The organism is Massilia sp. TSP1-1-2 (assembly GCF_049896185.1).
Lineage (GTDB): Bacteria > Pseudomonadota > Gammaproteobacteria > Burkholderiales > Burkholderiaceae_D > Telluria_A.
The window spans coordinates 97,127-120,492 of record NZ_JAFCTU010000017.1 but is presented as its reverse complement, the minus strand read 5'-3'; the positions used below and the strand labels follow the sequence as shown (position 1 = coordinate 120,492).

Sequence of the window (23,366 nt, the reverse complement as noted above, 5' to 3'; positions counted from 1 at the left end):
CGCGGAGAAATTCTGTTGAGCATAGGCGCGCGGCGAAATCTTGGAACAGCGTGGTCAGAACGGACATGGCAGGCAGGGATAGTAAAAATCCATGCTGGAGGCCGCGATTTTAAGGTGATGTCAAGTGTTATTGTGAAAACATCGATAATAATTTACTGAAGTGCACGCCCATCGCTAACTTGGGTGGATTGGGTGAGAACGGGGTGCTGGATGAAAGGATTGCTGCCGTCCCAACGGGGTCTGTGCTGGATCTGGTTGATTTATCGCAGATACCCGCCAAGCTACAGTCAGCCCGGATCGCGCACATGGCCAACGAATTCCAGACCACGCTGGAGTTCTCGAAGCAGTTATATCGCTTCGTCAGATTTGACCTGGGGCCGAATAGGGCGGGACGGTTCTTGCTCATCATCCATCATGCCGTCTTTGATGGTTACAGTATGTTGCTGATGCTACAGGACTTGCATGACAAAGTGCATGCGTTGGGCAAAGGAGAAATACCGCCAGCGCCGGCGGAAAGCACTTCGGTGCGTGAATGGGCAGCTTTCCTGCAGCGCTACAGCGATAGCCCGGAAGGTATCCGCGAATCGGCATACTGGACGTCACTGCGATGGCAGGATACGCGAGACTTGATGGATTATCCGCAAGGGTTCCTGTCCAATAAGTCTGGAAAAGAGGCATTCCGTGGAACCGAAACCGAGGTGTCGCAATATGTCGGACTAGAGCACAGTCAATTCCTGTTGGAACGTGGCCGGCTCGGAAGTTTTTCTATTAGCGATATCGTTCTCACTGCAATGGCCCATGCGATTGCCCGTGTCAATGGAAGTAAGGTAGTGAGTTTTGATTTGATTTCAAATGGGCGGGCGCCGGTGTTTCGTGGAATTGACTTATCTCGAACCATGGGCTGGCTGGCGGACAATGTGCCGGTATTGATCGAATTGGAAGATTATTCCGGCGTCGAGAATAAATTGGCCGAGTTTGTCAAACAATTCAATGCTATTCCCAACTCAGGGGTCGGATTCAATGCACTTAAATACCTGAGTAGCGATGAGAAAATACGCGAGCGCATGCATGCGATACCGGTTCCTGAGATTTTGGTGAATTATATTCCCGACGTGTCGGGCGCCATGAGTCCACATGATAAAGAACTGAAAGAGCGTCCGGAACAGTTGCAATTCCGCGTGGCGAAGGAGTCGCACGGACAGACAGAGCCACCTGCCGATAAGGGATTGCATCGCGCTTCGTGTGCCACGATCAGCGTAGTAAAGGGCAGGTTGAGTATCGTCTGGAACTTCAGGGATAATGTTTATCAAAAAGATACTGTCGCGTTAGCTGCATCTTATTGGAAGGAAGAAATGGAACAGATCATTGCCCATTTTCAACCAAGGCCAAGCGTCGCAGCACAGGCCCGACGGATCGGGCGCTATTTATCGTCTTCATTAAGAAAGAATGGCTGACATGTTGAACATTTGTAATGTGGGAAAAATCTACGGGAAAAATGTCGTCGCGGTGGACGATGTCACGCTCAATCTCGAGGGCGGGGTGGTCGGCCTGGTCGGTCACAATGGCGCGGGCAAGACCTCGCTGATGCAAATGATCGCGACGCTGACCCGGCCCACCAGCGGCCAGATCTTGTTCAATGGCCAGGACATTGTCGCCAATCCGGATGCGATCCGCCGGCGCCTGGGCTACCTGCCGCAGGACTTCGGGGTTTACCCGAACCTGAGCGCGCTCGAATTCGTGCAGTACTTTGCCGCGCTCAAAGGCGTGTCGGACCCGAAGCGGCCTGCGCAGGTGCTCGAGATGGTCAACCTGCACGGCCAGGCAGCGCGCCAAGCATCGACTTTTTCCGGCGGCATGCGGCGCCGGCTCGGCATTGCGCAAGCCTTGCTGAACGATCCGGACATCCTGATCGTGGACGAGCCGACCGCCGGGCTCGATCCGGAGGAACGCCAGCGTTTCCGGCATTTGCTGTCCGAAATCGGATTTCGCAAACTCGTCATCGTCTCGACCCATATCGTGTCCGACATCGAGGGCATGGCGAGCAGCCTTGCCATCATGCGTGCCGGCAAGCTGGTCTCGCATGGCACGCTCGACAGTTTCATCGCCAAGGCGCGTGGCCAGGTCTGGTCGGCCACGGTCAGGGCGCAGGACTATGAGGCCTTGAGCCAAAACGTCAAAGTGCTGCAGGCCAGGCGCCATGACGCCGGCGTCTCGCTGCGCATCGCCCATCCGTCGATACCCTGCAGCGGCGCGGTCGAGGTCGAGCCGACCCTGGAGGAATCACTGATGGCCCCAGTGCAGGAGCTGACGGCATGACGCGCGCTTTGTTCCGGTCCATGGTGCTCAATGAGGCGCGCTTGCGCCTGCGCTGCGGCAGCACCCAGGTCTTGATGCTGGTGGCCAGCTTGTTCATGTGGTTCATGATAGTCGACCCGTCCACCGGCTCGACCATGCTGGCGGCGAATTCGGCGCGGGTGGCCTACAACAGCACCGCACTGGCACTCGGTAGCAGCGTGCTGGCCACGTCATTGCTCGGGCTGTTTGGCTTCTTTCTCGTGCGCGGGCGCGCCGATGAGGATTTGCGCAGCGGAATTGGCGGCGTGCTCGCGACCCTGCCGGTGAGCAATGCGAGCCTGATCGTGGGCCGCTGGGCCGGCAGCGTGCTTTATCTGAGCACGCTGATCGTGGTTCTCGCACTGACCATGTGCGTGCTGCAAGCGGTGCGCGGGGAGGGCGCGATTGCGCCCTTGGTGTACTTCCAGTTCTATGCGCTGACGATCCTGCCGAACATCTTTTTCATCGCCGCCATGGCGGTCATGTTCGAATCGTACCGACCGCTCATGGGCAAGATGGGCGACCTGGTCTACTTCCTCTTCTGGCTCGCGCAGATCACGGCAACGGCCGTGTTTTCCTCGATGAACCAGGAGGGCGTCGCGCCACTGGCCTTCGACGTTACCGGCGTAGGGGTGCTGACTCAGCACGCACAGCAGTTGCTGCACACGACTACGCTGGCAGTTGGCTTCAACGAGTTCGACGCGGCGCTGCCCGCCGTCTTTTTGACGGGCAATTTCTGGAATTGGCCGATGGTGCTGACCCGCTTTGCGGCCGTGTTAGTGTCCATCATTCCGCTCGTTATTGCAGTCAAGCTGTTCCACCGCTTCTCGCCGGACAAGGTGTCGGTGTCGGCATCGACCCGCAGGCCGTGGGCCATCTTCGCAAGCTTCAACCGACTGCTGCGCCCGCTCGACGTGCTCTCGCGCGTGACGCGGCGGCTTTCGGCCAGGCTGCCGCGCGTGCTGGGGCAGGTCGGCGCCGAACTTGCGCTCACTTTCGCTGCCAGTCCGCTCACCGGCTTGCTGATGGTGCTGTTCGTGGCCGCCGGCGCCGTGCTCGACTATGCGATGCTGCCCTGGCTGCTGCTGGCCGCCGTAGCGTACTGGGGTCTGGTGATTTCCGAGCTGAGCGTGCGCGATTTCAAGGCCGATACCGAATGCATGGGCTCAGCGGTGGTGGGTGGCGCCAACCAGCGCTACTGGCGCCAGAGCGCCGCCGCGATCGTGCTTGGATTGCTGCTGAGCGCCTCCGTCATGTGGCGCTGGGCAGTCGAGGAACCGCTGCGCGCGCTGTGCCTGGGCAGCGGCATTGTCGCGCTGGCCAGCCTTGCGCAGTTACTGGGACGGGCCACCCGCACCGGGCGCACTTTTACCGTGCTGTTCTTGTGCGGCTTGTACATCGTGAGCCAGGCCGGACCGGTGCCGGCACTCGATGTGCTTGGCATGCACGGTAAGGCGAGCGCAGCATCAATATTCCAAGAATTTTCGGTAGGTATTGCTTTTTTGATAGCGGGATTTGTCTATAATCGCTGGCGCGCATTGTAAGAGTAACCAGCTTATTTGACCTTCATTTAACGCAGGTGATGCTTTCCCTTGCGCGGCCGGCCAGTATGCCGGCCTTGCACCGGTTTGCCGTGCGGCTTGCGGCGAGCACCGTCTGTTCATTGCAACGATTATCATTTCAACGGAAAAAAACGGTGTCCAGAAAAATAATGGAAGTAATTCGGAACGCGCCCCTGCTCACGCGCTTTGTCGCGCTGGTGTTGCTGCCTTTGCTCGTCGGCGGCTGGTTTTTCTACAAGAGCCTCGTGCACAGCCTTCCCGAGCAGCGCATGACGCTGGTGCAGGGCGTCTCGGCGCCGGTGTCGATCGTGCGCGATCTGCACGGTGTGCCCCGGATCGACGCCAAGACCGATGCGGATGCGTTTTTCGCCATTGGCTACGTCCATGCGCAGGATCGCCTGTGGCAGCTCGAAGTGCAGCGCCATCTCGCCCAGGGACGCTTGAGCGAACTGTTCGGGCGCGAAAGTGTGCCGCGTGACGTCTGGTTCAGGACGCTCGGCCTGTATGACGCGGCAAAAACAGCTTGGCCGGCGCTCAGTAAGGAATCCCAGGCCGCGCTGACCGCCTATACTGCGGGGATCAACGCCTCGGTCGCCGCGCAGACCAGTTTGCCGGTCGAGTTCCGGATGCTCGGCGTCAAGCCGACGCCATGGACCGTGTACGACTCGCTGGCCTGGATCAAGGTGTTTGCGCTGAACCTGAGTGTGAGCTTGAACAGCGAGATGAACCGCACCATCGCCAGCCAGGCGCTCGACGCGCAACGCTTCAAGACCCTGTTCCCGGATTATGGCGAGGGCGCGCCGACGACCATCAGGGCCGCCTCCAAGGACGTACTGTCGGGCGCTGCGATCGCCAGCATGAAGGCGTTCCAGAAGACTGAACTGGAGCTGGGACTCGGACTGGGCGGGCAGGGGATTGGCAGCAATGCGTGGGTTGTGTCGGGCAAGCATACGGGTGGGCAAGGCGCCTTGCTGGCCAACGATCCCCACCTCAATTTGCAGGTCCCATCGCTATGGTACGTGATCAGCGCCAAGGGCGCCACGCTCGATGTTAATGGCATGAGCATGGTCGGCCTGCCGCTCGTGATCTTCGGCCATAACGCCAACATCGCCTGGGGCGGCACCAACATGATGGCCGACGCCCAGGACTTGTATTTTGAGCGGCCAGATCCGAGTGACGTCTCGCGCTATGAATTGAATGGCAAGATGGTGGCGTATACGACGCGCGTCGAAAGCATTGCCGTGCGCCCCGACTTTCCCGTATTCTTGAGCAAGGAAATCAAGCCGCTGCAAGTGAGCGTCAGGTCCAGCGTGCACGGCCCGATCCTGTCGGACCAGTTCAAGGTGTTCGACCAGCCCGTCGCGCTGCGCTGGACGGCGCTGGACGCCGGCGACACGAGTTTCGAAGCGTTCTACCGCCTCAATTTCGCCAGCGACTGGGATGGTTTTAACAAGGCGTTATCGGCGCTCGTCGCCCCTGCGCTCAATATCGTGTACGCAGATCGACAGGGCAACATCGGTTACCTCGGGGCCGGCCGCATTCCGGTGCGCAAGGCGGGCAATGGCTCGGTGCCGGCGCCCGGCTGGAACGACGATAAGGCATGGACCGGCTTCATTCCATTCGACCAGTTGCCGCGCACGTACAATCCGGAGTCGGGCTATATCGTCACGGCCAACAACAAGATCGTCGATGACAGCTATCAGTTCTTCCTGTCGAACGACTGGGCGCCGGCCGCGCGCGCGCGCCGGATCGAACAATTGCTGCGTGGTCAACTGGAAAACAAGAAGCCGTTAGTGGCCCAAGACATGCAGCGGATGCAGGGCGACACCGTTGATCTCGAGGCGCTCGCGATGCTGCCTGAATTGCTGAAAGTGAAGCCGGAAAACGCGTTGCAGCGCACGGCGCTGGCGTACCTGAAGTCCTGGAATGGCGACATGAGCAGGGATAGCCAGGCCGCTGCCATCTTCACTTTCTGGATGCGCCACTTCCGCCTAGCGCTGTTCGACGGCGAGCGCAAAGGCTCTTGGGACAAGCCTGAGCAGCACGATGTGGTGCAGGCGCTGAGCGGCCAGGTGAGCTATGACACACTGCGCAAGGTGCTGGTCGGGAGCGACTCGGGGTGGTGCCAGGGCAGCAAGGTCGGCAAGCGCGAATCCTGCCACCGCATGCTGCAGCTGTCGCTGCAAGCGGCACTCGGCGAGCTGTATTCGCTGCGCGGCGATGAGTCGATGGCATCGTGGAAATGGGGCACCTTGCAGAACGCAGTCTTTACGCACACGCCGTTCAGCCAGATCAAACCGTTCAATCAATTCTTCGAGCGCAAGGTGCCCACGGGTGGATCGATCAACACGATTAATGTGGCCGGCTCCAGTTTTGAGGACAAGAAAGGCTTCATGCAAGGGCTGGGCGCCGGCTTCCGTCAGGTTGTCACCCTGGGCAAAGACAAGGTGAGCATGAGCTATATGAATTCGACCGGCCAGTCCGGCAATCTGCTCAGTGACCATTACGACGACATGGTCGAGCCGTTCCGCGACGTCGCCTTCTACCAGATCGCGCCTTCGGTATCACCTGCCCGCACAGGCGAGGCGTCCGCAACGAACACATCAGTCCAAAAACAGGGAGCCTTGCAATGAGCTTATTTTCAATGTTGTCGCGCAAGGCGCCGAACCGGGTGTTCGGCTCCATCGTTCTCGGTATTATTTCCGGTATGGCATATTCGTTTCTGATACCACTGATCATGACGGCCTTGAAGCAGCCGGACGGTCGCTTCGAAACGACCGGCGCCGCAGGCGCGATGTTCCTGGGCCTGGAAATTTCCAATGCCAAGGTCGCGTTAGTGTTTGGCATCGGCTGCCTGGCCATCGTGATCGTTCGGACCTTGTCCCAGGTGTCGCTGTCGCGCATCGCCATGGACCTGGCGTCTGACCAGCGAATGGAGCTGTACCGCAGGATCGCCAACGCGCCAATCGCCGCCCTCGAACGCGTAGGCATTCCCAAACTGCTGGCGACGATGAACCAGGACTTGCCCGCCGTGGTGGACGGCGCCCAGTTCCTGCCTGATCTGCTGATCAATTCGGTGACGATTGTCGGCATGCTCGGTTTCCTGTTGTACCTCAACGCCAGCGTATTCTGGTTTGTGATCGGCGCCATCGTGTTCGGCGTCGTCACCTACCAAGTCCCGGTGCTGCTTGGCCGCCGTTACTTTATGCGCGGCCGTGTGGTCGGTGACGCCCTGCATGCTGCCATTGCGGGTCTCGTCAGGGGCGCAAAGGAATTGAAACTGAGTGCCGACAAGCGCGAGGTGTTTTTCGACACCATGCTGTTGAACCACGAGCGCGAGCTGCTCGGCCTGCAGAAATCAATTAGCACCGTCACCCGTATCTCGTCCAATTATGGCGAAATGTTGTGCTTCTTCATCATTGGCGCGCTGACGTTCATCTTCGTCAATTACCGCGCGATCAGCAATTCCGAGTTGCTCGGGGTGGTGATGGTGCTGTTGTATATTACCGGTCCGATCTCGGCGATCCTGCATATGATCCCCGCAGTGTTCAATTCACAGGTTGCACTGGGGCGGGTCGCCTCGGTTATTTCTAGCCTGGAAGATGAAAACGTCACTGAAGGTCCGATCCAGAAGGTCGAGTGGGAGGCAGTGCGCTTCGACAATGTCAGTTACGAGCATAAACGCGACGATGACGGCGCCCTTTTCGTGCTCGGCCCGGTCAACCTGGAATTGCGCAAGGGAGAGATCACGATGATCGTTGGCGGCAACGGCGCAGGCAAGTCGACCTTGTGCAAGCTGTTGACTCTGCATTACATGCCGACGGGCGGCACAATCTACTTCGGCGATACCAGCGTCGACCGGTTGACGCTGGTATCGTGCCGCCAGAGCATTGCGGCGATCTACTCCGACTATCACCTGTTCGACCGTCTGATCGGGGTGAACTGCGAGCAGGAAGCCGTCGACAGTTTCCTGCGTGTGCTCAAGCTCGACGGCAAGGTGAACTATGTGGAAGGCAAGTTCTCTACACTGGCACTATCGGATGGACAACGCCGGCGCTTGGCCTTGCTGACCGCCTACCTTGAGGACAAGGAACTCTACCTGTTCGACGAATGGGCGGCGGACCAGGACCCTCAGTTCAAGGAGTTCTTTTATCACGAGATCTTGCCCATGTTGAAACAGAAGAACAAGGCGGTCGTCGTCATCACCCACGATGACCGCTATTTTCACCTTGCCGACAAGCTCATCGTGATGGAAAACGGAAAAATACTTGAAGAAGAAGCCACTGAAAAGAACGCGCCGTTGACCATTGCCGCCTAAGCGGGCAGGAAAAGCGCGTTGCACAGGCGCGCCCCCCGCAGTTTTTTGCAGCCTGATCAAGTATTCGTCGTCACCGACGAGGGGGGGCATTCGAATTATTTTGTCGCGGTTTGGCGAAGCGGTGGATTCAGCCTAGCCAACAAGTCTGGGTTTTATGGGTCGCTTACCCATGACTCGCATTGGGCTGTCAAGAAACCCGTAGTCTCTACTCCGAGGCTGCGGGTTTGTTGTTTTGTACTGTCCAGTTCTGTGTTGCTCCGTCCAGTACCTTTCGGGGCATTTTCGGGGGAAGTCCGCGTGCCCCCCAAAACTCGATGCGCCCAAAAACATGCCTGAGAAAGTCGTTCCTCTGACCGACCTGGCGATCTGGCCGCTGCTGATCGTGTCGATCATCGTGGGAATCGTGATTGCGGTGTAAAGTCGAGACGAACTCAAGGAGTGGTTTGCAAAGTGTTACTTCAGCAGGGGAGTGAAGGAAGCCCGCAAAGTCAATGCAGCAAAAGGTAAGATGCGGCCAGACCCTTTTACAACAACAAAAGATGAATTGATCGCCTTTAAGAAAGCGGTGGGAGCTTCACTATGGATGAGCGCGTATTTTCTTCCGCGGTCGGCATGCCGGTCCCCGAATGGGACCTGCGCCATCGCCTGCCTATTGATCGCCCCGTCGGGCCTGATCTGCGGGATAGTGGAACCATTTTCAAGATCAATTCCACGTTTATGGATGTGACCGATCAGCCTTACATGAGTCGGCAAAATCTCGCTGCATTCATCTTTGCCCTCGCGTGCCTGGTGCTAATCGAAGCTGCCGTTGCAACGATGATGTGGACCACGATGCTCCCTTCGCCGGATGTCATCACGCATTTCTTGATCGGCATCGTCTGCGCGTTCATGGCCTGGTTTGCAAGGCTGGCATTCAGGTTCGGCCGCGACGAATTCTTCGCGCTGAAACGGCGACCGATTCGATTCAATCGGAGGAGCCGGACCATTCACGCAGTGCGTCGGCGCCGCTTTTTCGCCAAGCCGGGAGACGGTGACGAGACTTGGGAGGCGGCATGGGACCCGGAGTCGATTTTTTGCGTGCATGCCAATCGCCGCCAAGGCGTACTCAATTATCACATTCGGCACTATGTCGTCGATGGGCAAGGCAACGTGTTGCGCGCCTTTTCCATCGGCCGCGAATGGCATGGCAATGCGAATTTGCCGGGCCTGCTGTCGCAATGGAATTACTGGTGCGAATATATGAATCAGGGACCAGAAAAATTGCCGAAGCCGCCATTATTTTTCAGCGAGCGCGAGACTGCGGAAGAGACTTTCCTTTTTTGCCTCTACCGTATGTGTCCCGACGATGGCGCGCTGATGCGAATTCTGCATATGCCGTTTATTGCGGTATTGGCCGCCATCCGATTGCTGGCCATGTGGACTTGCCGCGACCCGGCCTGGCCAAAGGCGGTTGAAGCGATCAGTTCGGTCGCATTCGATGCATTTACCGAGCCGGCTGGCGCGACGCCCATCGGCTGGGGCCCGACGGCGGTCGCGCGCGAGCGTGGTACGTGGCCATGCGAGGATCAATGCGCGCAAATGCAATGGCGCGGCGAGCCAGATGCAATAAAAAATGCGCTGTTGTGGGCCGAAGAAACCGCCCCCCATTGCCTGGCGCAGGAGGCTAGAGAGATGAAAGATGCGAAAGCAGGCGGCGTGGTCCGTTTAGGCGACAAGACTTCGCACGGTGGCGAGGTTGTGTCTGCCTGTAGTGACTTCAAGGTGCTCGGAATTGCCGTCGCACTCGAAGGCGATATGGCAGGGTTTTTTCCGTCTAGCCGCGCTCGAGAACAAGTCGCTGCCTAGTGTTCTAGCCTTCTAATTATTTCCCCAAATTTCGACTTCCACAACGTGTGGGCCTTCACGAAGTCACTGCAGTCAACATTGATTACTTGTGCGTGTTCCAAGTGAATCCCGCTGTACCCAGCTGGCCGGCTTACCATGACGTTGGCCCCTCGGTAAAGCATGGCAAGGGTACTGTCTTCACTTGAAAAGCAATTGAAAATTTTCCCCCGCACCGCGTTTGCTGCTTGTCTCCAACAGTCATCATCTTTCCCGCCGCCGCCAACTGCCGCACCCAGCAGGTAGGCGTTTTCGATGCGTTTGCTACCGTGTTTAGCCAATTCAACCAATGCAAAGTGGATGACCCTGGCCCCGAGCGAATGACCCGCTAGCGTAAAGCTCCAGTCCGGAGTTCGCAAGATCGCGCTGGCCAGCAGGCGGCCCGCGACTTCAGCATTTTTCATACTCAAATGCCATGAAGCGGCGATATTGGCTCCCGCGAAGAGGATGTGACTGTTCGCGATACTTACAAACGCAGACGCAAGCGCTTCGGGCAAGGCGTTTTTGAGATGTCGTGTGGCCTCCCAGTCCAGATGGTAACAAGTGGCTTTTTCAAAGTATTGTTTAGTCGAACCGGTCCAGTCGCATGTATCCGTTTCAGCTTCCGAGAGAAAACCGTTAACAAAGATGATGCCGTGTTGCGCGCCGTCGCTGATCTTGCGGATCGCAAAGTGTTCAAGCGCCCTAAAATCACTGATGGGCAACGGCAGCAGGCGACCGAGCTTCCCGAATATTGTTGAATGAGGAATCGCCAGGAAATTGGTGGCGTCTGCATGGATGACGTCATTGAATTCGACAATGTCGCTGAGCGGTCTCGTCCATAAACTCATGTTCGGGACGCTACCGTCGTGCTCGGCGCACAGATTGTCGTCCCACCTTTCGCCCGCTTTTGCCATATGCATGCATTTCGGAACAATGCAGACCAGCGTTCGATTCTTGCAGTGATCACACTGGTACAGGCTGCGCGCCAAGGTAGTCTTGAAGAGATGATGCGGCCCGGGGGTGTAGCACCACGAACAGTAACGGGACGCTAAGGTCATCATTTTCAACGCGTGAAATAATCTTGCGTCATTCTAACGTACCTGTCGCCGCTGGCGAGGCCTCGTCGGGGGACCGGCGAAAGGGCAGCCAACGCCAAAAATGATCTCGCTACCAAAACAGGCGACCTGTGGTGAAAAAACCGCCGCTATCGTTCGAGAGCTTAACTATACGGTCCCACCGTCGCTCGCACCATACCGTAACGCGGTGCTGTTCTTCACCCAGCAGCACTCGCGCTTTGACAAGCACGGAAAGAAGCCGGCATTCGCCAACAGCCGTTACGATTCCTATCTCTGTGCGAGTAGGTCGCCGGGCCATGGTGAGCTGGGCGCGCTCAAAGACCTGGCAGTGGCGCCCTGTAACCGGGATGGTCAGAAATGGGAGGACACCCTGGTGAAGGGCTACGTTGGCATGCTTGAGATTGAAGATGCTCTGCACGAGACGGCCACCTACACTATTGCGCTGGACAAAACTGCAAAGGCACGGCGCAAGGTTTTAGGCGCATCTGATGGCTGAAGAAGGCTGTTTTTCGTGCAGTTGGGTGCGGATCTTCCGTATCGAGAAGCGCGCAACTCATATTCGGGATGCTGCCGTCGTGCTCGACGCATAGCTGGTCTTCAAGAGGTGGTGCGGCCCGCAGGTGTAGCACCAGGAACAGTAGCGGGACGCTGAGGCCATCATTTTTTACGCGTGAAATAATTCAGCGTCATTTTCGAAGTACGGCTGCCACCGCCGACGCCTCAAAAACCATCCAATCCGATGCCTTCGAACTTGCATCTAAGCCATTAATTCTTAAGCGTTTTTTCCTAATAGAAGTAGGAAGAATTAGAGACTTTTCTCCCTTTCTCCAGCACGCTCATTCGGGCGGCACGTCGCGGCAACGCAGCCGCTTATGTCTTTTCAATATCTTCTTGGTTTGATATTTCGCAAACGTGCCATTTTGCAACGTCCCACAATGGGACCTCGGCGCCACGCAGACAACTCCCCGTGGAGGCCTGGGTCAAGCCTGGACCGCTACCTGCGAAAGGATGTCTAATGCCAAGTGCTCTTACTTACCCCGGCGTTTATCTGGAAGAGGTTTCCAGCGGGGTGCGCAGCATCACCGGTGTCGCCACCTCGGTCGCGGCCTTCGCGGGCGCCGCCGAACGCGGTCCGGTCAATTCTCCCGTGCATCTGTTTAGCTATTCCGATTACGAACGCCGCTTCGGCGCGCTGGTCGAGGAATTCGAGCTGGGCTACAGCGTGCGCCAGTTTTTTCAGAACGGTGGCACCGACGCCTGGGTCGTGCGGGTCGTCAAGAGCGCCAGCAGGGCCGAAATCACGCTGCAAAGCGCCGCCCCGCTCAACGTCCTCAAAGCCAGCGCGATCGACCAAGGCAGTGACGGCAACGGCCTCGAAGTGCAGGTCGACTATTTCACGAGCAATCCCGGCAGCACCTTCAACCTGACGCTGCTGCGCACCTCCGACGGCCTGGTTGAGCGTTACGCTGAGCTGTCGATGAATTCGATGAGTTCCCGCTACGCCATCGAGGCCGTGAATGGCGCGTCGCAGTTGATCACGCTCGAGCGCCTGGTCAGCGCCCCCGCCTTGAATGCGCTCACTGCGGCGACGTCGACCAGCGCCGCGCTGCCCGATGTGGGCACGCTGATCGACCTCAATCACAATGAATTCCAGATCAGCGCGAACGGCCTGGCGCCGCTGAAAATCGTCATCGCACCCGGCGACGTGGCAGGCGCCAGCGCGTCACTGCGCCTGGCCAGCCTGTGCGCGGCGATCCAGGCCAAGGTGCAAGCGCTGGCCAACGGCCGCCCCGCCTACGCCGCCTTCACGGCCGCCCCGGCCGGCGCGTCGATCGCGCTCACCTCCGGCGCGGGTGGCGAATTTTCGAGCGTGCGCATCCTCCCTGGGGAACGCAACAACGCCAGTGGCGTGCTGCGGCTGGGCGCCGAAAGCGGCGGCGCCGAGATCGATGGCGTGGCCGCGATCCGCCCCGCGCCCGTGCCGGCGCCGGCCACCCTGAGCAGCGGCGCCTTTGCCGCCGCCGACCTCGATGCCTTGCCCGACGCTACGCACAGCGCCTTGCGCATCAGCCTTGACGGTTTTTCCGACCTCGTCGACATCGGTCCCGCGCTGGCCGTCGGCGCCACCCTGGCCGACAAACTGGCCGATGTCGCCCGCCGGCTCCAAACTGCGGTGCGCGCGCTCAAGCCGGGCATGCCGGCCTACCGCTACTTCACGGCCACCGTGTCAACCGCCGGTGGCAACACCCGCGTCGTACTTGCCACCGGCACCCGCGGCAGCGGCAGTACGATCAGCGTCATGCCGGCCGCCGCCAACAGCGTGGCCGCCGAACTGCACCTGACCTCGGGCACCGTGACTACATCGCCCGTCAACGTGAGCCTGCAGTCCGGGACCGAAGTGCAGTTCGGCAGCGCCGACGTGTACACGGCCTTCATCGGCAGCCGCGCCGAGCGCAAGGGCATTTACGCGCTCGAGCAGGTCGACCTGTTCAATCTGCTGGTCCTGCCCGGCATCGACGATCCGGGCGTGCTGGCCGACGCTAATGCCTATTGCCGGGAACGGCGCGCATTTTTCATCATCGACGCGCCAAAGGGCATCAAGTCGCCGGACGAGGCCGTCCAGCTGATCACCGGCACCGACCTGCCCAAGTCCGACCATGCGGGCGTGTATTACCCGTGGGTGTACATCGCTGACCCGCTGCGCAATGGCAAACCGCGCCTGAGCGCGCCGTCCGGCACCGTGGCCGGCCTGTTCGCGCGCACCGACGCCGACCGCGGCGTGTGGAAGGCGCCGGCCGGCACCGAGGCAAGCCTGGTGGGCGTGCAGGCGCTGGCCTACCAGATGACCGACAGCCAGAATGGCACCCTCAATCCGCTCGGCATGAACAGCCTGCGCGTCTTTCCCGTCCACGGCGCCGTGTGCTGGGGCGCCCGCACCTTGCGCGGAGCCGACCAGATGACGTCGGAATACAAATACGTGCCGGTGCGCCGCCTCGCGCTGTTTTTGGAGGAGAGCCTGTACCGCGGCACTCAATGGATCGTGTTTGAACCGAACGACGAGCCGCTGTGGGCCCAGATCCGCCTGAACCTGGGCGCCTTCATGAACGGCTTGTTTCGCCAGGGCGCGTTCCAGGGCAAGACGCCGCGCGAAGCGTATTTGGTCAAGTGCGACCGCGAGACCACGACCCAGGACGACATTAACCACGGCATCGTGAACATACTGGTGGCCTTCGCGCCGCTCAAGCCGGCCGAATTCGTGGTCATCCGGATCCAGCAGTTGGCCGGCCAGATCCAAACTTAAGGAGGCACACCGTGGCGTCATTTACTGCTAACGCTCAGCGTTTCGACCCTTACAAGAACTTTAAATTCCGCATCAAATGGGATGGAAAATATGTGGCCGGCGTGAGCAAGGTGTCCGCGCTCAAGCGCACCACCGAAGTGCTCAAGCACCGCGAAGGGGGCGACCCCAGCACCAGCCGCAAGACGCCGGGGCGCACCGAATTCGAGGCCATCACGCTCGAACGGGGCGTCACGCACGACCAGGAATTTGAAAAATGGGCCAACAAGGTCTGGAATTTCGGCGCCGGCCTGGGGGCCGAATCCTCGCTCAAGGATTTCCGCAAGGATCTCATCCTCGAACTGTATAACGAGGCCGGTCAGCTGGTGCTCGCCTACAAGGTGTTTCGCTGCTGGGTCTCGGAATTCCAGTCCCTGCCCGACCTGGACGCCAATGCAAACGCGGTCGCGATCGCCCGTCTCAAGCTGGAAAACGAGGGCTGGGAGCGCGATTACGAAGTCGCCGAGCCGTCCGAACCGAGCTTTAGCGAGCCCTGATGGCGGCCCTCACTTGCGCCCAGTGGCTGGCGGCCTGGGAAGACAGCGCCGCGCTGGCCCCGGCGCTGCGGCCTTGCGCCTTGCTTGCGCCCTTGATGGAAGGCGGGCAGGAGGCTGCGCAAGCGCTCAGCGTCGGGCAGCGCGACGCCCATTTGCTCGACCTGTACCAAGCCTTGTTCGGGCCGCGCATCGAGGTCGTGGCGGCCTGTCCGGCCTGCGCCGCCATGCTCGAACTTGAAGTCGAGCCAGCCGGCCTGCGCCTGCCGTTCGCCGCGCATCCGGCGCGCGTCATGGCGCTGGACGCCGGGGGCCACTATATAACATTTCGCCTGCCCGACAGTTGCGACATGGCTGCCGCGGCGGCTTGCGCCGATCCCATAGCGGCGCGCAACCTGCTGCTCGAACGCTGCGTGAGCGCGGCCGCAGTCGATGGGGGCGCACTGGCCGCGCACGCCTTGCCGCCCGAGGTGGTTGACGCCGTCGCGCGCGCCATGGCCGATGCCGATCCCCAGGCGTTAACCGAACTTGCGCTCACGTGCCCGAGCTGCGCCCATGGCTGGGACGCGCCGTTCGAGATCGCCCACTTCCTGACCGAGGCGCTGGGCCACTGGGCCGCTCGCATGCTCGACCAGGTGCACGCACTGGCTACCGCCTACCATTGGAGCGAGGACGCCATCTTTGCGCTCACACCGGCACGCCGGGCGCAGTATCTGGCGCGGGTGTGCGCATGAGCGACTTTTTGATGCTGCTGGCCCGGCGCGCCGTGTCTGCGCCGGCGCTGCGCGCGCGTGCACCGTCGCGCTTCGAAGGCGGCGTCCAGGGCCCGCATGGGGCCCCGCATGTTGATCCTGCGCGTGACGAGATGCCTGCCACGGTGGCGCCACCGATAGCCAGTGAGCGAGCACCGGGCGGCCCGGTCAGCATCGATGCAACAACCAGGCCACCGCTCGCACCGCCCCGCCGGGCGCCAGGTCCGGCGCCGCTGTCGGTTGATGCGAGCGCGGACCCGGGCGCCGCACCGTCGCCGGCCAGCGTGGTCCCTAAAACGTCGCTGGCGATGCCGCTTGTTCGATCCGCGTCAGCGCTGCAAGCCGTCCTTGAGTCTGTCGAGCCTGTGTTTTCCGCAGCACCGGCCAAGGCCACAGCGGATTTGGTTAAACCTGCGCTGGACGAACACCGCGAACAACACGAACAGCGGACGATGCAACCGTCCACGAGCGCAACCATACTCACGCACACCCGGCATGTGCTGAACCAGCCGGTGGAACGCCTGCCCGCCGCCCCACCTGTCGCCGCAACTCCCGCGCAGCAGGGCAACGCGCCGACGTCCGACACCGCGCGCGCGCAGGCGGGCGCCGGCGTTGACCCGGCTCCACCGGCGGTGGAAATTCACATCGGAAGCATCGAAGTGCACGCCGCAGCCGCCCCGGTTTCGAGCGCGCGTCAGCCTGCAGCGAGCGCGCCCGCCGGCAAGTCGCTCGACGACTATCTGCATGAACGCAGCGGCCCGGCGCGCGGGCGCCTGCCATGAGCAGCGCTCTCGGCCTGGCCGCCACCGCCGCCGTGTTACAGCAGATGCTGCAAAACGGCCTGTCCAGCCTGAAGATCGGCGACGTCCTGGGCATCACCACGCCGCACGTGAGCTGCATGCCGGCCGACCGCATCGATCTCGAAGGCGCCGCCAGCCAGCTCAATCTGTTCCTCTACCAGCAGACGCGCAATCCGGGCTGGGCCAACATGGACCTGCCCAGCCGCGACAGCCGCGGCGAGCGGCGCACCAACCCGGCGCTGGCGCTGGACCTGCATTTTTTGGTGACCGCTTACGGCGTGTCCGACTTTCATGCCGAAGTGCTGTTGGGCGCCGCCATGCAGATCCTGCACGAAAGCGCGGTCTTTGGACGCGCGGCCATCCGCGCGGCGCTCAAGAGCGGCCCGGCCAAGCCGAACCTGCCCGTTCAACTCGAACTGGCCGGCCTTGCCGACCAGCTCGAACAGCTGCGTATCACACCGCTCAACTTCGGGCTCGACGATCTGGCGCGCATCTGGTCCGCGATCCAGCTGCCGCTGCGCCCGAGCGCCGCCTACCAGGTCAGCGTGGTGCTCATCGACAGCGCGCGCAGCGCCAGCACCGCGCTGCCGGTGCGCTCGGCAAATATCTATGTGGCGCCGTTTAACGAGCCGCGCATCGACCGGGTCGAAGCGGCTGGCCAGCCGAACGGCGCCATCCTGCCCGACACCGTGCTGCGCGTGAGCGGAGCCCGTTTCAAGGGTCCTGCCATGCGCGTAAGCGCGAGCGGACTCGATGTGACGGGCGCCTTGAGCCGGCGCGAGGACGCGGTGCTTGAATTGACGCTGCTGCCGGCCATGGCGAGCGGCCTGCGCTCGGGCGTCAACACCATGCAGGTCCAGCAAATGCAATTGATGGGGCAACCGCCGGTCGAACACATGGGGGTGGAATCGAACCTGGCCAGCTTTGTGCTGAACCCGGCGGCCAGCTTCAGCGTCGAACCCGGGGCGGTCGCCAGCGTGGTGGGCGCGGTCACCTACAAGTCGGGCAAGATCAAGGTCACGCTCACGCCCAGGGTGGGCGCAAGACAACGCGTGCGCCTGCTGCTCAACGCGCTCGACCCCGCCGCCGCCGCGCTGGCGTATACCTTTCAGGCGCCCGACGGCAATGGCATCACCGCCCCAGCCACCGACACCGACGTGATCCTGATCGCGTACCAGCATGTGGTGCAAGGTAACTACCTGGCGCGGGTGCAGGTTGATGCGGGCGTGAGCGCGCTGCAGGCGAACGCGGACGGGCGTTTTTTCACACCGATGGTGGCGCCGTGAGCGCGCGCCGGGCGCTGGCCGCCAACCGGCGCGCGCTTGATCTGGCGCTCGACCAGCTGGCCCATTTTCTCGCGCTCGGCCTGACGCCGGGCGGCCCCCCACATCTGACTTACTTGGCGCCGCCGCCCGCGCTCGCGCACTTGTGCGCGCGATTGCGGCTGTCGCGTTTCGAGCAGGACCTGCTGCTGCTGGCCGCCGCGCCCGCGCTCGATGCGCGCTTCAAGCAGTTGCTCGCTGCCGCGCACGGGGATCCCGGCATGCCCTGGCTCAGTTTTGGCCTGGCGCTGCGACTGTTGCCAAATCCCGACTGGGGCGCGACGACCCCGGTGGGCGCCTTGCGGCGCTGGCAGTTGCTCGAATTGAGCGGGCCGGGCAGCCTGTTCGAAGCGCCCCTGGTGGTCGATGAAGCCATCCTGCACCAACTGGCAGGGCGCACGTATCCCGATCCGCGCATCGCGCCGTGGTTTCGCGAACTTGCCGCTGATCCGGGCGCCCAGGGCGACGGCGCAGCGTCGAGCGCGCAGTTGGCCGCCATCGGCCGGGTGTGGCAAAACGCGCCGGATTTGGCCGCCACGCCCGTATTGCGCATGCAGGAGGGCGATGGCGAGCGCTTCGTGCGCGCCTTGGCCGCAGCGCTGGGGCTGCGCGCCTACCGGTTTTGCGCGCTGGCCCTCCCGGGAACCCCGGCCGAACGCGAGGTGCTGGCCCGCCTGTGGGAGCGCGAAGCCCTGCTGCGCGGTGGCCTGCTCTGGATCGAAACCGTGCACGTGGGCGCCGGCGAGCAGGAGCTGGTGGCCGACTTCATCGATCGCCTGCAATGCCTGGCCGTGTGCACCGGCAGCCATGCGCTGCCCCTGCGCCGCGTGCAGCGCCAGATCGTGCTGCCGGCCGCTTCGGCGCCCAGCCGCCTGGCCAGCTGGCAAGCGGCGCTGGGCACGCACGCGCTGCGCCTGAACGGGCAGCTCGGACCCATCGCCGAGCAATTCCACTTGAGCGCGGCCGTCATCGGCGCGCTGGCCGGGCGGCTGGAGGAGCAACTGGGCGGGCAGGCCGAAGCGCCCGATCCGCACCAGCTGCAACAACTTGTCTGGAATGCCTGCCGGGTCGAGGCGCGCCACGGCCTGAGCGCGCTGGCCAGCCGGGTCGACAGCGGCGCCGGCTGGGACCAGCTGATCCTGCCTGATGCCGCACTTAGCGCGCTGCGCACCATCGTCGCGCAGGTGCGGCAGCGATCGCGGGTCTACCGCGAATGGGGTTTCGGCGAGCGCGGCGCGCGCGGCCTGGGCATCAGTGCGCTGTTCTCCGGCGGCAGCGGCACCGGCAAGACGCTGGCCGCCGAAGTGCTGGCCAACGAGCTGCGGCTCGACCTGTTCCGGGTCGACCTGGCCGCGCTGGTCAGCAAGTACATCGGCGAGACGGAAAAAAACCTGTCCAAAGTGTTCGAGGCGGCCGAAGCCAGCGGCGCGATCCTGTTGTTCGACGAAGCCGACGCGCTGTTTGGCAAGCGCAGCGAAGTCAAGGACAGCCATGACCGCTACGCCAACCTGGAAGTCAGCTATCTGCTGCAGCGCCTGGAAACCTACCGCGGTCTGGCCATCCTGACCACCAATCTGAAGCAGGCGATCGACAGCGCGTTCCAGCGCCGCATACGATTCGTCGTCAATTTCCCTTTTCCCGATGCCGCAGCGCGCAGCGCGATCTGGGGCCGCGTGTTCCCGCCGGCCACGCCGACCACGGCGCTCGACATTGGCAAACTGGCGCGCCTGTCGCTGTCCGGCGGCCATATCCGCAACCTGGCCTTGAACGCGGCCTTCCTGGCCGCCGACGCCGGCGACCGGGTGTCGATGCGCCACTTGCGCCACGCCGCCGAGGCAGAATTCGCCAAATTAGAGAAGCCCTTGCCAATCAGCGAAGTGGAAGACTGGACATGAACGGCACCCCCAAGCGGCCCGCCGCGCCCGTGCATGTGTCGATCGGCGAGCTGCGCCTGGCCGGCTATTCGAAGCGCGACGGCGAGCGCCTGGGCGGCGCGTTCCAGCGCGAATTGGGCAGACTGCTGGCCCACGGCGGGCCGCCACCGGCAGGCTTTCGCCAGCAGAAGCTGGCGCTGCCGCATTTTGCCAGCGCCGTCGCCGAGCGGCCCGAGCAAACCGGGCGCCGTCTCGCGCGCGCCATCGTCAGGTCGCTGCGGCCATGAGCGAACGCGCGCCCGCCGCCGTGGCGCCGCTCCCCGCCAAACGCGCCCCATCGCCGGCGCGCCAGCCGATCCTGCTGCAACGCAAATGCGCGTGCGGGGCGGGCGCGGGCGCCGGCGGCCAGTGCGGCGCTTGCGCCGAGCAGGCATCGATGCTGCAGCGGCGCGCAAGCACGGGCAGCGCGCGCGCCATGCCGGCGTCGGTGGGCGCCACGCTGGCGCAGCCGGGCCGTCCGCTCGAGCCGGACACCCGCAGCTTCATGGAAAAGGGCTTTGGCGCCGATTTTGGCGCGGTGCGCGTGCACGACGACAGTACGGCGGCCGGCTCGGCGCGCGCGGTCGATGCGCACGCCTACACGGTCGGCCAGCACCTCGTGTTCGACCAGGGACAGTACCAGCCGCACAGCGAGTCTGGGCGCCACCTGATCGCGCACGAACTGGCGCACACGCTGCAGCAGCAGGGTTTGCAGCGCGCCGGCGTGAGCAATCTGGAGGATCAGGGAGCGCAGTACCAGCGCCTCGAGCGCGAGGCCGACCACGCGGCCGACGCGGTCATGCGCGGCCAGGCGCTCTCGCCGGGCGCGCTAAGTCACGTCCCGGCGCGGCTGGCGCGCAAGGAAAAGTCGCCCGACCCCACGCTCACCGTCGAGAGCAGCTACTACAGCGAAAAAAACAAGATCGACGTGCAGATGGCGACCCAGCACAAAGTGACGCCCGAAAAGTCGCACACGGTCAAAGAGAATGGCAAGGACAAGGAGCACGCTTCGTTCCTGGTCGACCAGATCGAACTGAACGAATCGAAGGGCGCGGTCGGCAAGGAATGGGAAAGCAAGGCCAAGGCGGGCGCCCTGCGCGCCACCGTCACGATGGACAAGCTGGCGGCGGTGCAGGCCGGCCATTGGCAGGAGCGCGTCAGCTCGGACGAGCTGCGCAAGCGCTGGCTCAACCAGCTAGGCTGGAAGGTAGGCGACGCGGGCCTGAACGAGGCCTGGCAAAACGCGGGCAAGGCCGAAGGGGCGAATGCGGAGTTTCCCAAGGTGGCCGGGGTCAGCTGCGAGATGGACCACATCATCGAGCTGCAGGTGGGCGGCGACAACACCGAACAAAACATCCAGGTGCTGGACCGGCCCGACAACGGCGCCAGCGGCAGCTTGATCTGGCAGCAGGTGCGCGGTCTGGCGCAAGCCATTGCCGGCACGCTCGACAAGGACCAGAAGGCGCTGCCTGCGGAAATCCGCATGGTCTTTCAAGGGGTCAAGGCCAAGCCGGGAAACTGCGGCCCGTGCTGCAAAACAGCCGCTAAATTCAAGCAGAAAAACGGGAAAGCCAAGCCGGGCGATAAGGGCAGCGTCAAGCTCGACGAGTATGCCATTGCGGCAGGCGGCAGGAGCGTCGCTCTGCTGGTCGATGGCAAAAAAAAGCGCAACAAAATCTTCGAGTCTGACGTGGCCGGCAACACGGCGGCCGCCGAAATCCTGCCCGGCCTGCTGCTGCATGAATTGAACCAAGAGGGCGGCCCGGCCAAGCACCATATCGACGCCCACATCGACGCGCGCAGCAAGACGCGCCTGCCGATCACGCTGCCGGGCAAGGGCACGCCGGTGCGCCTGAACGTGGCCAAGGACGGGGACTTGACGCTTTCGGCCCAGGCGCAAAAGGATGCCGGCATCGCCTTTACCTACGATTACCTGAGCCCGGGCCGCTTCACCAAGCTGCACGCGGACGCGAGCGGCCTGTCCGGCGAGGGCTACATCACGCCGCAAAAAGTACCTTTTTTGCCGCGCCTGGAAGTGGCGTTTTCGCCTGATTACTTCCGCATCAAGGCGCCGCTCGACAAGGACAAGCTCAAGCCGCCTTTTCCCGGCGTGAAAATCACCGAGGGCTCGCTCGGACTGGAACTGGCGCCCAAACTGAAGGCGGTGGGCAGCATCGGCTTTGAATTTGGCACCGCGCGCAAACTGGCCAGCAGCAAACTGGAGGTGTCGGCCGACGAGGCCGGGCTTGTTTTGAAAGGTAAGCTCAACGTGTTCCTGCCGGGTGTGGACGACGCCAGTGGCGAGATCACCTGGCAGGGCGGCGTCTGGAGCGGTGGCGCCGTCATCAGCGCCACCAAACTGCGCGAGCGGCTCAAATACGTGCAGGGCGGCGAACTGCGGGTCGGTCTGAAGGAGGGCAAGATCGACGCCGGCGGCACGGTCAAGCTGATGCTGCCGGGTGAAAACGAGGCCGACCTCGAACTGGGCTACCGCAACAACAAGTGGCTGTTCGCCGGGCGCGGCGCGATCAAGGTCAACTCGTCCTATCTCAAGCCGATCCAGGCGGCGCTGTCGTATGACGGTGAATTGTTCAAGGCCAGCGGGCGTGCCGGCTTCGCCTTCAAGGGCCTGGACGGTACGCTTGACGCCACCTACGAAAACAAGGACGGCGCCGAAAAAGTCTACGGCAAGGGCGACATCAAGATCGACCAGGGCCGCGCCAAAGGAAATATGCTGGTCGAGCTGCATCCGAACCAGAGCATCACCGGCAAGGGCAAGCTGTCCTACGAGATCCGCAAGGGGCTGGTGGCAAGCGCCGGCATCACCATCGACGACAAGCAAAAAATCACCTTCGACGGCGAATTGAGCTTTCCCGACATCGAGTTGTTCAAGCGCTTTCCAGCCTCCAGCGAGAAGCATTCGATCTTCAAGGCGTCGGCCAGCATTCCCATTCCGGGCGCCTCGATCGGGCCGATCGGCCTCGTGGTCAAGGTCTACGGCGGGCTTGAATACTATTATTTTGCGGGCCCCGGCGTGCTCAAGAACGTCAAGGCCGAGGCCAAATTCAATCCCTTCGAGGCCGACCCGGATTTCTCCTTCAAGCTCAAGGCGACGGCCAGCATTCCGGCCGGCGGGGGCATCACGGGCACCATCGGCGCCGACCTGGCCATTGACGCGGTGCTCGGTTCGGTCGGCGGCGGCTTGAGCGTGTCGGCCACGGCCGGCCTGGAAGGCAAGGCGGAACTGGCCAGCGAGATCAACTACGCCAAGGACCGCTTCAGCATCGACGCCAGCGCTTACGTGGGCGGCAAGGTGATCCTGGGGGCAGGGCTTGACGCGCGCGTGTACGCCGAGGCGGGCGCGCTGGGCATCAGCGTGCGCACCGAGAAGGTGTGGAACCTGGCCAAGACCAGTTTGGACACGGGCCTGGCGCTGGGCATGCGCCTGCCTTTGCACTACGACAGCGTGGACGGCTTCAAGATGCCTTCGCTGTCGGACATCAAGCCGGAGCCGGCCAATCTGGACATCAACCCGTCGCGCATGCTCGAAAAGCTGTTCGGCGACGCCAAGAGCAGCGAAAAAAAGGGATGAAGA

The 23,366-nt window shown here is 62.3% G+C and carries 16 protein-coding genes; 15 read left to right on the top strand and 1 reads right to left on the bottom strand.

From position 1 onward, the window contains the following. Positions 1 to 203: 203 nt before the first annotated feature. From ACP7BV_RS16075 to ACP7BV_RS16050, 6 genes are all read left to right on the top strand, one after another. Positions 204 to 1,454, top strand: a complete 1,251-nt coding sequence (locus ACP7BV_RS16075) for a condensation domain-containing protein (protein WP_426105235.1) — start codon at positions 204 to 206, stop codon at positions 1,452 to 1,454. A gap of 1 nt (position 1,455) precedes the next feature. Next, on the top strand, positions 1,456 to 2,316 hold the full coding sequence (locus ACP7BV_RS16070) for an ABC transporter ATP-binding protein (RefSeq protein WP_426105233.1): 861 nt from the start codon (positions 1,456 to 1,458) through the stop codon (positions 2,314 to 2,316). Further along, entirely contained in the window at positions 2,313 to 3,878 is a 1,566-nt protein-coding gene (locus ACP7BV_RS16065; protein ID WP_426105232.1) for a hypothetical protein, read from the top strand. The genes ACP7BV_RS16070 and ACP7BV_RS16065 overlap by 4 nt, the downstream gene beginning before the upstream one ends. Before the next feature lie 167 nt (positions 3,879 to 4,045). Beyond that, positions 4,046 to 6,529 (top strand): penicillin acylase family protein, encoded by a 2,484-nt coding sequence (locus tag ACP7BV_RS16060; protein WP_426105230.1) that lies wholly within the window; start codon positions 4,046 to 4,048, stop codon positions 6,527 to 6,529. After that, the gene (locus ACP7BV_RS16055) at positions 6,526 to 8,214 is read left to right on the top strand and encodes a cyclic peptide export ABC transporter (RefSeq protein ID WP_426105229.1); all 1,689 of its coding nucleotides are present in this window, start codon (positions 6,526 to 6,528) and stop codon (positions 8,212 to 8,214) included. The genes ACP7BV_RS16060 and ACP7BV_RS16055 overlap by 4 nt, the downstream gene beginning before the upstream one ends. A gap of 579 nt (positions 8,215 to 8,793) precedes the next feature. Then, positions 8,794 to 10,059 carry a DUF6708 domain-containing protein gene (locus ACP7BV_RS16050; RefSeq protein ID WP_426105227.1) on the top strand — a complete coding sequence of 422 codons (1,266 nt, stop codon included), beginning with the start codon at positions 8,794 to 8,796 and terminating at the stop codon, positions 10,057 to 10,059. Here the strand turns inward: ACP7BV_RS16050 and ACP7BV_RS16045 are convergent. Further along, positions 10,056 to 10,997 carry a DUF726 domain-containing protein gene (locus tag ACP7BV_RS16045; protein WP_426105226.1) on the bottom strand — a complete coding sequence of 314 codons (942 nt, stop codon included), beginning with the start codon at positions 10,995 to 10,997 and terminating at the stop codon, positions 10,056 to 10,058. The genes ACP7BV_RS16050 and ACP7BV_RS16045 overlap by 4 nt on opposite strands. A gap of 238 nt (positions 10,998 to 11,235) precedes the next feature. Here ACP7BV_RS16045 and ACP7BV_RS16040 point away from each other — a divergent pair, with 238 nt between their 5' ends. The 9 genes from ACP7BV_RS16040 (at position 11,236) to ACP7BV_RS16000 (ending at position 23,363) form a co-directional block, all read left to right on the top strand. Then, positions 11,236 to 11,649: a hypothetical protein gene (locus ACP7BV_RS16040; protein ID WP_426105225.1), complete on the top strand. Its 414-nt coding sequence runs from the start codon at positions 11,236 to 11,238 to the stop codon at positions 11,647 to 11,649. 519 nt (positions 11,650 to 12,168) lie between these two features. Further along, a complete protein-coding gene (locus tag ACP7BV_RS16035; protein WP_426105223.1) occupies positions 12,169 to 14,454 on the top strand; it encodes a phage tail sheath family protein in 2,286 nt (761 codons plus the stop codon). Between the two features lie 11 nt (positions 14,455 to 14,465). Beyond that, the gene (locus ACP7BV_RS16030; RefSeq protein ID WP_426105221.1) at positions 14,466 to 14,987 is read left to right on the top strand and encodes a phage tail protein; all 522 of its coding nucleotides are present in this window, start codon (positions 14,466 to 14,468) and stop codon (positions 14,985 to 14,987) included. Further along, complete coding sequence (locus ACP7BV_RS16025; protein WP_426105220.1) at positions 14,987 to 15,718, top strand: hypothetical protein; 732 nt, start codon at positions 14,987 to 14,989, stop codon at positions 15,716 to 15,718. The genes ACP7BV_RS16030 and ACP7BV_RS16025 overlap by 1 nt, the downstream gene beginning before the upstream one ends. Then, positions 15,715 to 16,518 carry a hypothetical protein gene (locus ACP7BV_RS16020; protein WP_426105219.1) on the top strand — a complete coding sequence of 268 codons (804 nt, stop codon included), beginning with the start codon at positions 15,715 to 15,717 and terminating at the stop codon, positions 16,516 to 16,518. Before ACP7BV_RS16025 ends, ACP7BV_RS16020 begins: the two co-directional genes overlap by 4 nt. After that, the gene (locus tag ACP7BV_RS16015) at positions 16,515 to 17,822 is read left to right on the top strand and encodes a DUF4255 domain-containing protein (protein WP_426105217.1); all 1,308 of its coding nucleotides are present in this window, start codon (positions 16,515 to 16,517) and stop codon (positions 17,820 to 17,822) included. Before ACP7BV_RS16020 ends, ACP7BV_RS16015 begins: the two co-directional genes overlap by 4 nt. Further along, positions 17,819 to 19,753, top strand: a complete 1,935-nt coding sequence (locus tag ACP7BV_RS16010; RefSeq protein WP_426105216.1) for an ATP-binding protein — start codon at positions 17,819 to 17,821, stop codon at positions 19,751 to 19,753. The genes ACP7BV_RS16015 and ACP7BV_RS16010 overlap by 4 nt, the downstream gene beginning before the upstream one ends. Beyond that, positions 19,750 to 20,019: a hypothetical protein gene (locus ACP7BV_RS16005; protein ID WP_426105214.1), complete on the top strand. Its 270-nt coding sequence runs from the start codon at positions 19,750 to 19,752 to the stop codon at positions 20,017 to 20,019. The genes ACP7BV_RS16010 and ACP7BV_RS16005 overlap by 4 nt, the downstream gene beginning before the upstream one ends. Further along, a complete protein-coding gene (locus tag ACP7BV_RS16000; protein ID WP_426105213.1) occupies positions 20,016 to 23,363 on the top strand; it encodes a DUF4157 domain-containing protein in 3,348 nt (1,115 codons plus the stop codon). Before ACP7BV_RS16005 ends, ACP7BV_RS16000 begins: the two co-directional genes overlap by 4 nt. Positions 23,364 to 23,366: the final 3 nt, after the last annotated feature.

Coding starts and splice junctions, on each gene's coding strand:
- ACP7BV_RS16035 (WP_426105223.1), top strand. CDS start 12,169: ATGCCAAGTGCTCTTACTTACCCCGGCGTTTATCTGGAAGAGGTTTCC.
- ACP7BV_RS16015 (WP_426105217.1), top strand. CDS start 16,515: ATGAGCAGCGCTCTCGGCCTGGCCGCCACCGCCGCCGTGTTACAGCAG.
- ACP7BV_RS16000 (WP_426105213.1), top strand. CDS start 20,016: ATGAGCGAACGCGCGCCCGCCGCCGTGGCGCCGCTCCCCGCCAAACGC.
- ACP7BV_RS16060 (WP_426105230.1), top strand. CDS start 4,046: ATGGAAGTAATTCGGAACGCGCCCCTGCTCACGCGCTTTGTCGCGCTG.
- ACP7BV_RS16055 (WP_426105229.1), top strand. CDS start 6,526: ATGAGCTTATTTTCAATGTTGTCGCGCAAGGCGCCGAACCGGGTGTTC.
- ACP7BV_RS16005 (WP_426105214.1), top strand. CDS start 19,750: ATGAACGGCACCCCCAAGCGGCCCGCCGCGCCCGTGCATGTGTCGATC.
- ACP7BV_RS16065 (WP_426105232.1), top strand. CDS start 2,313: ATGACGCGCGCTTTGTTCCGGTCCATGGTGCTCAATGAGGCGCGCTTG.
- ACP7BV_RS16045 (WP_426105226.1), bottom strand. CDS start 10,997: ATGCATATGGCAAAAGCGGGCGAAAGGTGGGACGACAATCTGTGCGCC.
- ACP7BV_RS16025 (WP_426105220.1), top strand. CDS start 14,987: ATGGCGGCCCTCACTTGCGCCCAGTGGCTGGCGGCCTGGGAAGACAGC.
- ACP7BV_RS16020 (WP_426105219.1), top strand. CDS start 15,715: ATGAGCGACTTTTTGATGCTGCTGGCCCGGCGCGCCGTGTCTGCGCCG.
- ACP7BV_RS16050 (WP_426105227.1), top strand. CDS start 8,794: ATGGATGAGCGCGTATTTTCTTCCGCGGTCGGCATGCCGGTCCCCGAA.
- ACP7BV_RS16040 (WP_426105225.1), top strand. CDS start 11,236: ATGATCTCGCTACCAAAACAGGCGACCTGTGGTGAAAAAACCGCCGCT.
- ACP7BV_RS16070 (WP_426105233.1), top strand. CDS start 1,456: ATGTTGAACATTTGTAATGTGGGAAAAATCTACGGGAAAAATGTCGTC.